The sequence below is a fragment of the Streptomyces sp. CA-243310 genome (assembly GCF_050936775.1).
Classification (GTDB): domain Bacteria; phylum Actinomycetota; class Actinomycetes; order Streptomycetales; family Streptomycetaceae; genus Streptomyces.
Genome location: NZ_JBNJMF010000003.1, coordinates 554,908 through 567,671, shown reverse-complemented (window position 1 = coordinate 567,671; position 12,764 = coordinate 554,908). Strand labels below are relative to the sequence as shown.

The 12,764-nt window shown below is 73.6% G+C and carries 9 protein-coding genes; 1 reads left to right on the top strand and 8 read right to left on the bottom strand.

Translation table 11 applies throughout. The features are described from left to right. Position 1: 1 nt before the first annotated feature. The 5 genes from ACQEVM_RS35750 to ACQEVM_RS35730 all read right to left on the bottom strand — a co-directional run bounded on the left by ACQEVM_RS35750 (position 2) and on the right by ACQEVM_RS35730 (position 9,305). On the bottom strand, positions 2–1,906 hold the full coding sequence (locus ACQEVM_RS35750; RefSeq protein WP_433086400.1) for a non-ribosomal peptide synthetase: 1,905 nt from the start codon (positions 1,904–1,906) through the stop codon (positions 2–4). After that, positions 1,906–5,076, bottom strand: coding sequence for a non-ribosomal peptide synthetase (locus ACQEVM_RS35745; protein WP_433086398.1), 3,171 nt, complete (start codon positions 5,074–5,076; stop codon positions 1,906–1,908). Before ACQEVM_RS35745 ends, ACQEVM_RS35750 begins: the two co-directional genes overlap by 1 nt. Positions 5,077–5,311: 235 nt before the next feature. Further along, on the bottom strand, positions 5,312–6,607 hold the full coding sequence (locus ACQEVM_RS35740) for a condensation domain-containing protein (RefSeq protein ID WP_433086396.1): 1,296 nt from the start codon (positions 6,605–6,607) through the stop codon (positions 5,312–5,314). 83 nt (positions 6,608–6,690) lie between these two features. Beyond that, complete coding sequence (locus ACQEVM_RS35735) at positions 6,691–8,094, bottom strand: MFS transporter (RefSeq protein ID WP_433086394.1); 1,404 nt, start codon at positions 8,092–8,094, stop codon at positions 6,691–6,693. 638 nt (positions 8,095–8,732) lie between these two features. Beyond that, positions 8,733–9,305, bottom strand: coding sequence for a hypothetical protein (locus tag ACQEVM_RS35730; protein WP_433086392.1), 573 nt, complete (start codon positions 9,303–9,305; stop codon positions 8,733–8,735). Between the two features lie 458 nt (positions 9,306–9,763). On the opposite strand from ACQEVM_RS35730, the gene ACQEVM_RS35725 reads away from it, so the two are divergent. Further along, entirely contained in the window at positions 9,764–10,459 is a 696-nt protein-coding gene (locus ACQEVM_RS35725; RefSeq protein WP_433086390.1) for a DUF4328 domain-containing protein, read from the top strand. 91 nt (positions 10,460–10,550) lie between these two features. On the opposite strand, the gene ACQEVM_RS35720 is transcribed toward ACQEVM_RS35725, so the two are convergent. The 3 genes from ACQEVM_RS35720 to ACQEVM_RS35710 all read right to left on the bottom strand — a co-directional run bounded on the left by ACQEVM_RS35720 (position 10,551) and on the right by ACQEVM_RS35710 (position 12,741). Beyond that, a complete protein-coding gene (locus tag ACQEVM_RS35720) occupies positions 10,551–10,769 on the bottom strand; it encodes a hypothetical protein (protein WP_433086388.1) in 219 nt (72 codons plus the stop codon). Positions 10,770–10,920: 151 nt separating this feature from the next. After that, on the bottom strand, positions 10,921–11,607 hold the full coding sequence (locus ACQEVM_RS35715; protein WP_433086386.1) for an HAD family hydrolase: 687 nt from the start codon (positions 11,605–11,607) through the stop codon (positions 10,921–10,923). Positions 11,608–11,727: 120 nt separating this feature from the next. After that, on the bottom strand, positions 11,728–12,741 hold the full coding sequence (locus ACQEVM_RS35710) for an AfsA-related hotdog domain-containing protein (protein WP_433086384.1): 1,014 nt from the start codon (positions 12,739–12,741) through the stop codon (positions 11,728–11,730). Positions 12,742–12,764: the final 23 nt, after the last annotated feature.

Sequence of the window (12,764 nt, the reverse complement as noted above, 5' to 3'; positions counted from 1 at the left end):
GTCAGGCTCCTTCCGGGCGCGGGGTCCGGCGCTGGTCGAGGAGGGCGGCGAAGGCCCTCAGGTCGGTGCTGAGGAGCAGCTCGTGGGCGCGCGGGCGTACTCCGGTCTCGCGTTCGACGATCGCCAGCAGCCGTGCGGCGACGACGGAGGTGCCGCCGGCGTCGGTGAAGTGGTCGCCGAGGCGGGTGCCGGGGCGGCCGAGGAGGTCGCGCACGGTCGTCAGCACGAGCCGCTCGGTGGCGGTGGCGTCGGCGAGGTCGTCCGTGCCGGCGGTCCGGGACGGCACGGGGTCCGGGGCCTGGGCCGCCAGGGCGGCCCGGTCCACCTTGCCGTTGGCGTCGAGCGGGTAGCCGTCGACGATCCGCACGGCGGCGGGGACGGCCTGCTCGGGGAGCCAGGCACGAACCGCGGCGAGGAGGTCCCCGGTCGCGGGTTCGGCGCCTTCGGCGGGCCGTACGTGGGCGACGAGGCGACTGTGGCCGGAGGTGTCGCGCAGCACGGTGACGACGGCGCTGCGCACCCGGTGGTCCTGCTCGAAGGCGGCTTCCACCTCGGCGGGTTCGATCCGCACCCCGCTGATCTTCACCTGGTCGTCGAGGCGGCCGAGGAAGTCCAGGCTGCCGTCGGCGTTCATCCGCACCCGGTCGCCGGTGCGGTAGAGCCGGCCGGCGGCGGGGTGCTCGACGAACCGCTCGGCGGTGAGTCCGGGGTCGAGGTAGCCGAGCGCCAGGCAGTGGCCGCCGACGCGCAGTTCACCGTCCTGCCCGCGGGCGACGGGGCGGCCCTCGTCGTCGGTGACGACGAGGGTGACGCCCGGCAGGGCGGTGCCGATGGGCGGCGGGGTCAGGTCGCCGGCCTCCGGGTCGGTGCCGCGCATGGCGTGGGTGGTGGTGACGACGGTGGCTTCCGCGGGACCGTAGGCGTTGTGGACGGTGGCGGTGACGTCGGCGCCGGGGCGGCGGCGCATGCGGTCGCCGCCGACGACGAGGTGACGCAGCTTCAGGTCCTGCGGCCACGGCCGGTCCAGGAGCGGTTCGATGGTGGGGGTGGCCGCCACGGCGTGGGTGAGGCCGGTGTCGCGCCACCAGTCGGTGAGCACGTGCGAGTCCCAGCGGGTGTCGTCCGGGGCCGGGACGAGGGCGGCGCCCGAGGTGAGGCCGGCCCACAGTTCCAGCAGGTGCGGGTCGAACGCGACGCCGATGAGCAGGGACTGCCGGTCGCCCGGTGCCAGGCCGGTCTCGGCCCGGTACCAGTCCAGGGCGACGGACAGCGAGGTCTCGGCCACGGCGACCGCCTTGGGGCGGCCGGTGGAACCGGAGGTGAGGACGGCGTACAGGGCGCCTTCGGGTGCGCGCCGGGTGCCGCGGCCGGAGCCGGTGAAGGCGGCCACCGCGGCGGCGGGGGCGTTGACGCCGTCGGTGGGCAGCGGCAGGGGGGCGTGCTCCCCGCTCCGGTGTTCCTCGGGCAGGACGGCGGGGTCGCCGATGAGGCAGGCGACGTCGAGGTCCTCGGTGACGGCCCGGGTGCGGCGTTCGCCGGGGCGGGGGCCGAGCGGCAGGTAGACGGCGCCGAGCCGGGCGAGCGCGACGGCGGTGACCACCAGGGCGGTCGAGCGGTCGAGGCAGACGCCGACCAGGTCACCGGGGCGTACCCGGTCGCCCAGGGCGGCGACGACCCGCGCGGCCGCCGCGTCGAGGTCCTGGTACGTCCGGATCCGCGCTCCGTCGATCACGGCCGGGGCCTGCGGGTCCCGCCGGGCCCGGTCCTCGAAGCGGGCGAGCACGCCGGTCGGTTCGGCGGCGGGGCCGTGGGCGACGCTCGGCGCGGTACCGGCGCCGTGCGCGGTGGCGGGGTCGGTGTCGACGGGCGTGGCGGGGGCGACCGGAAGGGTCGGGGACTGGGTCATCACGACTCCGTGGAAAGGGTGGTGGTGGCGAGGGCCTCGGCCTGGTCGGCGAGCACGGGGTTGCGGAAGAGCACCTTCAGCGGCGGGCGCGTGCCCAACCGGGGCTCCAGCCAGGCGGCCAGTTCGGCGGCGAGCAGGGAGTGGCCCCCGCTGTGGAAGAAGTGGGAGCGGGCGTCGAAACGGCTGTGGCCGAGGACCTCGCGCCAGCCTTCCGCGAGCAACGCCGTCATCGGGTCGTCGGACACGGCGGCGGTCCCGGAACCGGGCTCGGAACCGGCTTCGGAACCGGCCTCGGGCTCGGACGTCACGGTGTCCTCGGGGTCGAGCGCCGCCGCGCGGCGGGACAGCGCCGTACGGTCGGGCTTGCCACCGGGGAGGGTCGGCATGGTTTCCAGCCGTGCCCACCGGGCGGGTACGAGCGGGCCGGGCAGGCGCAGGCTCAGCTCGGCGTGCAGCGCCTTCCCGTCGAAGTCCGTACCGTCGGCGCCGTCTTCGAGGAAGCCGACGAGCCTGGGCCCGCCCGCGGTCTCCCGGTCCAGTACGACGGCGCAGGACCGGCCGCCGAGCACCGCGGACGCCGCGGCCTCGATCTCCTCCAGCTCGATGCGGTGACCGCGCAGCTTGATCTGGTTGTCACGTCGCCCGAGGAAGTACAGCAGCCCGTCGAGACCGCGGTAGCCGAGGTCGCCGGTGAGGTAGACGCGCTCCCCGTCGAGTGCGTCGACGGTGACGAACCGGGCGGCCGTCACCTCGGCGTTGCCCGGGTATCCCTCGGCGAGACCGGGTCCGGCGACGGCGAGTTCACCGACGGCGCCGGCCGGCAGCGGACGGTGGTGGGCGTCCAGGACGAGGACCCGCTCGCCCGGGAGCTCGGTGCCCAGGGGGATCTCGGCGCCCTCGGCGAGGGCGTCGCGGGAGATCTCGTGGACGGTGGAGCTGATGGCCGCCTCCGTGACGCCGTACACGTTGAGCACGGTGGCGTCGGTGTCGGCGAGGACTCCGCGCAGGGCCTCCGCGGGAAGGCGTTCGCCGCCGAGGACCAGGAGCCTCGGCGTCCAGCTCTCGTCGCGCAGCGCGGGACGCAGGTCCTCGCGGGTGGCGAGGAAGTAGCTGGTGGGCAGGTTGGCGACGGTGACCCGGGCGGACGCGAGCAGTCCGGCGAGTTCCGCGCCCGTGGGCACCTCGTGCTCGGGCAGGACCAGGCACGCCCCGGCGTGCAGGGTCGGGAGCACCTCCTCCAGGGCGACGTCGAACGACGGCTGGGCGAACATCAGGACCCGGTCCGAGGTGACGAGGCCGAACCGGTCGGCGGCCGCCGTCATGTGGTGCGTCAGCGCCGCGTGGCCGACGGCGACGGGCTTGGGCGTGCCGGTGGAGCCGGAGGTGTGGATGACGTACGCGGTGTCGGGAAGTACGGCGGCCTCGCGCGCGGGGGGCAGGACCGGGGCGTCGATCCGGGCGATCGGCAGTCCTTGCGGCAGGGCCGGGGCGCTGTCACCGGTGAGGACCAGGGCCGGGGCGAGGCGCTCCAGCAGCAGTCCGAGGCGGGCCGGCGGGTCGGAGGGGGACAGCGGGCAGTAGACGGCGCCGGTCCGCAGGCACGCGAGGAGGGCGACGACCGAGTCGGTGCCCCTGGGCAGGACCGCGGCCACCGGCCGGCCGGGCGTCACGCCGGCGGCGCGGAGCCGCTCGGCGAGCGAGCCGACGCGGTCGTCGAGTTCGCCGTAGGTGAGCCGGCGCGCGCCGCACAGCAGGGCGGGCAGCGACGGGTGGTGCGCGGCCACGGGGTCCAGCGGGTCGCGGTCGGTCGGCACGGGCACGGGCTCGGCGGCCGGTTCCACGGCGGTCGGCGCCAGGTCGGCCAGCGGGATCTCGGGGCTGTCGAGATAGGCGCGCAGCAGGTCCAGGAAGCGGCCGGAGATCAGGCGGGCGACGTCCTCGCCGAAGAGGTCGGCGTCGTAGTCCCAGACCAGGGTCATGCCGGGCGCGCCGTGGCGCGGGGTGACGCCGCGCCGGTCGTCGGGGAGCAGCACCACGTCGAGGTCGAAGCGGGTGGTGCCCGTGTTGAACCCCTCGAAGAGGGTGATGTCGAGACCGGGTACCTCGATCTCGGGCAGCGGTGCGTCGTGGGCGCTGAACATGACGGAGAACAGCGGGTTGTCGGCGCCGGAGGTGTGCATGCCGAGCGCCCGGGTCAGCTCCTGGACCGGCACGTCCTGGTGCGGCAGGGCCCGGATGAGGGTGTCGGTGACGTCGTACATGGTCTCCTGGGCGCAGACGGCTCCGTCCAGGGCGAGCGGCAGCGGGATGGTGTTGACGAACATGCCCACGGCGTCCTCGTAACCGAGGGGCCGGTTGCCGACGGCGGTGCCGATGACCATCCGGGACCGGCCGCTGTGCCGGCGCAGGAGTTCGGCGAACAGCCCCAGCAGCGTGGCGAACGGGGTGAGACCGCGCGAGCGGGTGTGGCCGCGCAGGCGTTCGGCGAGATCGGCGCCGATCGTCTGGCGCAGTTGGCCGCCGTTGTGGCGGCGACGGGCACCGGGGCGGGCGAGACCGGGCAGCGGCAGGTCGTGGGGCTGGTCGGCGAGTTCGGTCCGCCAGAAGTCCAGCGATTCGGGGGCGTACGCGGCTTCGGCGCGGGCCCGGACGTGGTCCGCGTACGACGAGGCGGGCGGGAGTTCCAGGGTCTCGCCGAGGACGTGCGCGCGGTAGACGCGGAAGACGTCGTCGAGCAGGATCGCGAAGGAGTGGCCGTCGTGGATCAGGTGGTGCTCGACGTGGACCAGCCGGTGGTGGCGCTCGGCCAGCCGTACGAGCGTCCAGCGGATCAGCGGTGCCTCGAAGGTGTCGAGCGGTGTCTCGGCCTCGGCGCGCAGGAGATCGGCGAACGCCGCCTCGGGGTCCTTCTCCGTACCGAGGTCGATGGTGCGCAGCCTCGGCGAACACGTCGGCGCGACCCGCTGCCCCGGGACGGACCCGGCGGAGGCGACGAGTTCGAGGCGCAGGCCGGGGTGGCGTGCCAGGGTGGCGGCGAGTCCCCGCCGCAGCGCCTCGGCGTCGAGCGGGCCCCACAGGTCCAGCGCGGCGGTGAAGTTGTAGGCGCGACTGCCGGGCTGCATCTGTTCGTGCAGCCAGACGATCTCCTGCGAGGAGGAGAGGGGAAGCATGGGCGATCCCTGAGGTTGTCGGGTCGGTTTCCGGTGCCGGTCACGGTTGTGTCCGGTGGTCGTGCGGGCGGCTTCGCGGGTCGCGCGGTGCCGTTTCGGGCGTGGGGGGATGCCATGGGGGGAAACTCGGGGCGCGCGGCGGAGCGGGACGCGCGGTGATGCGGGCGGTGCGGGCTCCGGGGCGGTGCGGGCTGCGGGGCGGTGCGGGCTGCGGGGGCCGGGGTGGCGGCCGGGGTCAGACCGCGGTGTGCGGGGCGGGGCGCAGCGCGTGGGTGAGCGCGTCGAACGCCCGGCGTGCGGTGTCGTCGTCGAGCACCGCGCGGTCCCACACCATCCGCAGGCGGATCTCCGCTCCCTGGGTGACGGAGACGGCGAAGGGACCGCGGACGGGTCTGCCGTCGACGTGGACCTCCCGTCCCTCGACACCGGCGAGTTCGAGGGGCGGGCGACGGCTGTCGTCGTCCACGGTGAGCAGTCCGTCGAGGCCGCCGGTCCAGCCCGAGCCGGCGGCCCGCACGGCGGTCACGACCGCGTCGAAGGGTACGTCGGCCCGGTCGAGGTCGTCCCACCACGCGTCGGCCGTCGCCTCCGGGTCGGGTGCGTGTCCGGTGTCGGCGGGGAAGACGACGGTGTTGAGGAAGCAGCCGATGACCGGCTCCGCCCCCGGGGGACGGCCGCCCCACGGGTAGCCGAGCGGGATGAGGAGGTCCGGGCCGTACAGCTCGCGGGCCGCGGCGCGGCAGGCGTCGAGCAGTCCGGGGAACGGTACGCCGCCGTCGTGTGCGGGCAGCCGGATCTGCGCGACACCGCTGGACGGCGCGCCGTCTGGTACGCGTGCCGGACGGGGTGACGGGGCGTGGGCCTGGAGCGAACGCAGCCGGTCCGCCCAGTACGCGGCCGCCTCGGGCGTCTCCGCCCTTTCCTCGGCGGCGAGTTGCCGCAGGACCGTGTCCCGGTAGGCGGCGAGCTCGGCATCCGTATCCCCCGGTGCGACCAGGGACGCGGTGGTCTCCTCGCCGTACGCGGCGCCGAGTTCGTCGACGATCCGCGCCAGCGAACGGCCGTCGCAGACGGCGTGGTCCAAGACGATGGCGAGGACGTCCTCCTCGCGCTCCTCGTCGCGTACGAGGAAGAGCCGCAGGGGGGAACCCTGCGCGTCCCAGGAGGCCAGCGCGCGCCGGAGCGTGTCGGCGGGCCGCTCCCCCGGCATCGGGGCCGGCCGGGTCACGTCGACGTCCGGGTCGGCGACGCGCAGGACGGGAGTGCCGCGCACGACGGCGGGCCGCGAGCGCAGGGCGGTGTGCCGTGCGGCGAGCCGGTGGGCCGCTGCCCGCAGGCGTTCGAGGTCGATGGTTCCGTACGGGAAGGCGAAGAACATCGGCACCAGGTCGGGACGGCCCGACGGGTCCAGCGAACGCACCAGGAGGAAGCGGCGCTGTGCTCCGGTGACGGGCAGCAGGACGTCGGACCGGTCGCCGGCGGCGGTGAGACGCCGGTATCGGGCCAGGTACTGACTCGTGATGCTGAGCACGTGGTTCTCTCTGTCGGGGCCGCGGGCGGGGGCGCGCGGAAGGGTGTGGCGGCGCGGGTGGTCCCCGCGCGCGGTACGGGTGGTCAGCCGGTGGGTGCGGGGGCCGGGCGTTCGTCGCGGTCGGCGGCGGTGTTCTCCCGCGTCGCCCCGTCCGCGGCACCGGCGCGGGCGTCGTCCTGCTGGGCGTCGTCCTGCGGACCGGGGGTCTGCGGGGCGTCGTCCTGCGGGGCGTCGTCCTGCGGGCCGGGGAGGTCCCGCATCCGGCGCAGCGGGGAGAACAGCAGGGGCAGCGGTACGGCAAGGATGCCGACGGCACACCAGGCGAGTGCCGTGCGTGACCCGTAGGACTGGGCGAGGGCGCCGCCGATGAGCGCGCCGAGCGGCAGGGTGCCCCACATGAGGAAGCGCAGGGTGGCGTTCATGCGGCCGAGCAGGCGTGGTGGGCACAGCCCCTGGCGGAAGCTGACCTGGGCGATGTTGTAGACGACGGCACCGAAGAAGACGACCGCCGATCCGGCGGCGAAGAGGGCCGCCCCGGAGGCACCGTGCCCGGACAGCGGCCACAGCAGGGCGAACGGGCCGGTCACCAGGACGGACAGGAGGATGACCCGGGCCTGCCCCAGCCGGGCGGCGAGGCGTCCGGCGCACAGGGCGCCCAGCAGCCCTCCGACGGCGGAGGCGGACAGCACCAGACCGAGCCCGCCGGGCTCCAGTCCGACCACGCGGACGAGGTGCACGGTCTGTGTCGCCATGAGGACGGCGGTGCAGAGGTTGGCGAGGCCGGTGGTGAGGGCGATGACCCGGAGCAGCGGATGACCGAAGACGAAGCGGACGCCTTCGGCGATCTCCTTGCGCAGGGAGGCCCCGGCGACGGGCTCGGGTGTTTCCTCGGGCTGCTTGACGCGCAGGAGGAACAGGGCGGAGAGCAGGTAGCCGATGGCGTCGGCGACGACGGCGAGGTGCGCTCCGACGAGCTGGACCAGTCCGCCGCCGAGGCCAGGTCCGGTCACCTGGGCGGTGGAACGGACCGTCTCCAGCGCGCCGTTGCCGGCCACGAGTTGGTCGCGGGGCAGGATCTGCGGCAGGTAGCTCTGATGGGCGACATCGAAGAACACGGTCGCCACGCCGATCACGAGCGCGACGACGTAGAGCTGGGCCATGGTCAGGGCGTCGGCGAGCGCGGCGGCGGGGATGCTCGCCATGGCCACGGCGCGGACCAGGTCCGCGCGGATCATCAGGGACCGTTTGCGCATGCGGTCGACGAGCGCCCCGGCGGGCAGCCCGACGAGCAGGAAGGCAGCGGTCTCCGCGGCGGTCAGGAGGCCCACCTGGAAGGCGGGGGCGTCGAGTTCGAGGACGGCCACGAGGGGCAGTGCCACGAGCGTCACCTGGGCACCGAGCTGCCCGGTGGCGGCTCCCGCGAGCAGCAGCCGGAAGTCGCGCACACGCATGGGGCCACCGGCGGCGGCTCGGGATGTTTCGGACATGTGACCGACATTCACCGACCCACCGATCAGGAGTCAAAGCAACCCTGTCAGTTTCGGACTTCTTTTGCGTCACTGTGGGGGCAACTCGGGAAATCTTTCGCCCTACCCGGGGTACGGCCGCGTGAATTCCTGCCGGTCGGGCTCGAACGCGGGACAGGTGGGGCAAGGGAGGACAGGGGGCGCGAGGAACACCCGAACGACCCGCCTCACGCAGAGTCACCGGTCCAATCCTGACCGAAAACGCACATCTGTGATCACGCCCCTCCGGAATCACCTATTCCGTCCGCTATGAACGTCACGCGCCGTCGCTCAACGCCGTATGACGTCGACACCGCGGGCACGGCGGCGGGCCTCGCACCCCCGCCGCGGAGACTCGACCCGGTTGCCGCCGGCGGCTCACTTGGGTTGGTGGCGGCGGAGGTTGGCGGCGGCGGAGGTTGGCGGCGAGGATGCGGTCGAGCGCGCGGTCGGACAGCATCGGGCCCAGGCGCATGATCAGGGCGGCGTCCCGGCCGGCGGTGTAGCGGGTACGCGGCCTGCGGGTCGGCGCCCACGGCCCGCGGGTCGTGCGTGCTCTCGCCGGTTGCCTCGACCCCGGCGAAGCCACATGCGTGGGCCGCCGCCTCGGTATCCGTCGATCAGTCCAGGGTGAGCTGGAAGTGGGCCGTCTCCCGGAAGTCGGCGGTCGGCGGGTCGACTTCCACCGTGACCGGGATCCCCTTCACGCTCGGCTTGACGCGGACCGGAACGGTTCGCTTCTTCTCCGTGCCCAACGGCGGCATGAGGGCGGCGGCGGCCTCCCGCCGGTTCAACCAGGTCACGCCGTATCCGGAGGCGTGGTCGTCGAGCGACTTGCCCGCGCGGACCACCAGGGGCGCGGGGCCGTATTCGGACGCGCCGTCGTCCGACGTCTCCCCGCCGGGGCGCAGCTCCTCGTCGGTGTCGTTCTCGTAGGTCACCGTGAGGCGGTAGGAGCCGTCGGGCTCCGGGCGCGGTCGGCTGACGGTCACCTTCAGGCCGTCCTCGTACCGCGCGGTCGCGCCGGGGCCGAGCGGGTCCGCCACGTGTCCGGAAGGGCCGCTCTGCTCCAACTGGCCGTATCCGTCGAGGCCTTTCTCGAACTCGGCCAGTGCCCAGGCAGCCAGAAGGACGAGGCCGGTGAGGATGACGACGGCGACGGCGCAGCCGTTGAGTCCCCGCGGCCTGTCCAAGGCAGGGGTGGTACTCGGGGGTGTCCGGTCCGTGTCCATGAGGGTCACGATAGGGAGCGACCGGCGCGCGGATCATGAGTAGGCGTACTCAAGACCGCCTGAGCAGTCGGCCTCGCGCGCCGGCACGGGTCCGCCCGATCCGGTCCATACGGCGCGCCGGCCGTGCCGTGGGAGGCGCCGGGTCGGCGAGTGCCCGGACCCGGGCGCCGGAGTGGTCGGGTGCAAGCGCGGTCGGCTGCCGGGGCACGGCGGGGTGAGGCGCCGAAGACCCGTGCACGGGCCGTACACGGCCCGTTGAGGCTGTCCGGCAGTTCGGCAGTTCGGAGTCAGGTTCCTCCGCCCCCGGGGGACCGGACCGGGGGATTCCTCATGGACGGACGGGACCGCTCTGGCGTACTTTCCCTCTGCACGCACATCTGCGGGCCATTTCCACTCCTGCCCGTGGGGGTTCCACCGTCATGTCCTCTTCCGGCGCCCTGCGCCCCCGCCCGCCCATTCCCGGGCGAACGCCCGGCACTTCGCGGGGGCTGCTCGCGGGCTTGTGCGTCGTGCTGGCGGCCGTTGCCGTCGGGGACCTCTTCTCCCTCTACGTCGGGGCGCGACTGCACGCCGATGTGGAGACGGACGGGGGCTTCTCCTTCGTCTCCGAGGACCGGCTGGACCAGGCCGACCACTTGTTCCTGGTCTACGACCAGATCCACGTGGTCGGGCTCGCGGCGTGTGCGGCCGTCTTCATCACCTGGTTCCACCGGATGCGCCGCAACGCCGGCGCACTGGCCCCTGACCGGTTCGGGAGGGGACCGGGCTGGGCGATCGGATCCTGGTTCGTACCCGTGGCCGGCCTCTGGATGCCGTACCGCATCGCCGTGGACATGTGGAGCGCCGGCACCCGGGCGACACCGTCCGCGAGCCAGGCCGACGTCTCCTTCTGGCCGGTGAACCTCTGGTGGGGCTCCTTCACGGGCTCGGTCCTGCTCGGCTGGTACGCGAACACGGGCTACCGGCGTGCCGAGGACCTCGACTCGCTCCTCGACGCGGTGAACCTGGGGATGGCGGCAGCGGCACTGAACATCGTCGCGGCGGCATCGGCGGCGTACTTCGCCTTCCGGCTGACACGCGTGCTGGATCTCGCGACGACCGGCCGGAGCCGCTGAGCACCGGCCGGAGGCTCTGAGCACCAGCCGGAGACGCTAAGCACCGGCCGGACTCGCGCCATCCCCTCCCGGCCTCGTCCGCCCGGTCCGCCTATCGCACCCCCTCCGCCTCTTCCGCGATCAGGCGGGTGAGCAGCGCGCCCAGTTGCTCTCGTTCGGCCGGGGTCAGCGGGGCAAGCAGGGCCTCGTTGGCCTGGTCGCCCAGCTCCTCCAGCCTTCGCAACAACGTCCGCCCGGCAGCGGTGATGGAGGTGTAGGCGTCCCAACCGGCGCCGAGGTCCCCGGCCCCCCACAGGAAGCTCTCCGTCAAGAGCCTGCCCCCGGTCAGCCGCAGCTTGGTACAAGGACGGCCGGCACGGGCGCCACCGCCCGTGCCGCTGTGCGCGGGTGTTGTCTCCGACCACAGCGCGAGCCGATCGGGGTCGTGGCGCGGGGTGGTGGCGCGGGGTGGTGGGTGGGCGTCAGGCCGGGATGCCGGTCAGGTGGTGCCAGCCGCTTCGGCCGGCCTCTTCCAGCAGGTCCGGGTGGTCGCCGACGACGACCGGGTGGCCGACGAGCCGGAGGAGTCCCAGGTCGGAGACGTGGTCGCCGTAGGCGTGACAGTTCTCGGGGGCTATCGCCCGCTCGGCCAGCAGTTCCCGGGCGGCCCGGGTCTTCGCGTCGCCGATCATCGTCGTCAGTACTTCCCCGGTGTAGGTCCCGTCCTGGATCTCCGGGCGCGTGCACAGCACCACGTCGGCGCCGACGTGGGCGGCCACGGGGTCCAGGGCGGCGGCGAAGGAGCCGGAGACCAGGACCGTGGCCAGCCCGCGCTCCCGATGGGTCGTGAGCGCTTCGAGGACGTCCCGGTGGAAGAAGCCTCCGTGGCGCAGATGTTGTGCGAACCACGCCCGTCCTGCCGCCTGCGTCCGCTCGGCGCGGTAGCCGGCGAATCGTCGGTAGAAGAGCCGGTTGCCCTCTTCCCGGGGCAGGCCGGGGCGCAGCAGGTCGCGAGCGTCCTGGCGGAGGCGTTGCTGTTCCTGCGGTGTGTGCCCGACGGCATTCAGGAAGAAGTCGTAGAAGTCGAACATGGTCTTGACGGTGGTGAGCGTCTCGTCGACGTCGAAGAACGCGACGGCGTGCGTGGTCGTCGGCAGTGCCGTGGTCACGGAAGACTCCGGGGGCAAGTGGGCGAGTGGGCGAGTGGGCGAGAAGAGCAGGAAGGAAGGGAGGGAGTGAGGTGGGGAAGGCGGAGAGGGAGACGGGTGGCGGTGGCCGGGGCGGAGGGCTCAGCCCAGCGCCACGCGTACCTCGGCGACCGTCTCGTCCTGCTGGACCGCGCTCAACCGGAAGGCCTGTCGGCTGCCGTCTTCCTCGCCTGCGGCGGTGAGACGCACGGGCTCGTCCAGTTCGGCGAACTTCAGGAAACGACCGTGGAGTCGCAGTACGCGTCCGGATTCCGCCTCCGGCGTGGAGGGGGAGCTGTCCTCGGTGGTGGAGGTGTCCTCCGCGGCGAGCAGCAGGGCGCACTGGCGTGCCGCCTCGCTGAAGACCATCGCCGGGACATGGTCGTAGGGGTGGTCGTACATGCTGCGGTTGCGGTACGTACGGGGGCTCAGGCGGGCGGTGAGGGTGCCCGGTTCCTGGTGTACGGCGTCGAGGACGCTGTTCGAGGGGTCGAGTCGGCGTACCCGGGTCGGGGTGACCGGGGCTCCGTCCGGATCGGCGGGCAGGGTGAACGCCGTGGGGACGGTGGTGCCGCGCTGCATGCGGCGCAGGGCGTGGTACTGGTCGGTGGGGGTGCAGTTGGTGTCCATGGTGAGGCGGCCCAGGGTGCGGCCGTCGAGCGTGAGGTCCATGGCGAAGGCCAGCCGGCGCAGCCGTCCGCCGCGCCGTCCGCGGTGGGTGACCTGTGCCTCCATGCGCAGTTCCCCGGGGCGTTCACCGCATCGGAGGGCTTCGGGTTCGGTGATGTCGAGCGTCCAGGACGTGACCATGAACGTCGTGTCGCGGGGCACCTCCTCGTGGAGGTGCGACCCGTAGGTGACCGCCTGGCGGCAGCTCTCCAGGACGAGCAGCGGGTCGTGGAAGTCACGGCCCGGTACGTGGTCGCGGAAGTATCCGTGGGAGAGGGGCAGTTGTGCGGCGGCGGTGAAGGTGCCCTCGCCTGTGGCGATGGAGTCGGTGAGGAACACCTCGGACAGGGCCCAGCGGTGGACGAGCGCGCGGGACACGGTGCGGTCGTAGGCGGGGACGACGGGTGTGGTGGAGCTGACGGGTGCGTCGAGGAGGGGGGCTTCCACGGTGGCTTCCTTTCTTGTTGGGG

Bases quoted from the DNA above. Each gene is read 5' to 3' on its own strand.
- ACQEVM_RS35750 (WP_433086400.1), bottom strand. From the start codon at position 1,906: ATGACCCAGTCCCCGACCCTTCCGGTCGCCCCCGCCACGCCCGTCGAC.
- ACQEVM_RS35745 (WP_433086398.1), bottom strand. From the start codon at position 5,076: ATGCTTCCCCTCTCCTCCTCGCAGGAGATCGTCTGGCTGCACGAACAG.
- ACQEVM_RS35735 (WP_433086394.1), bottom strand. From the start codon at position 8,094: ATGTCCGAAACATCCCGAGCCGCCGCCGGTGGCCCCATGCGTGTGCGC.
- ACQEVM_RS35725 (WP_433086390.1), top strand. From the start codon at position 9,764: ATGTCCTCTTCCGGCGCCCTGCGCCCCCGCCCGCCCATTCCCGGGCGA.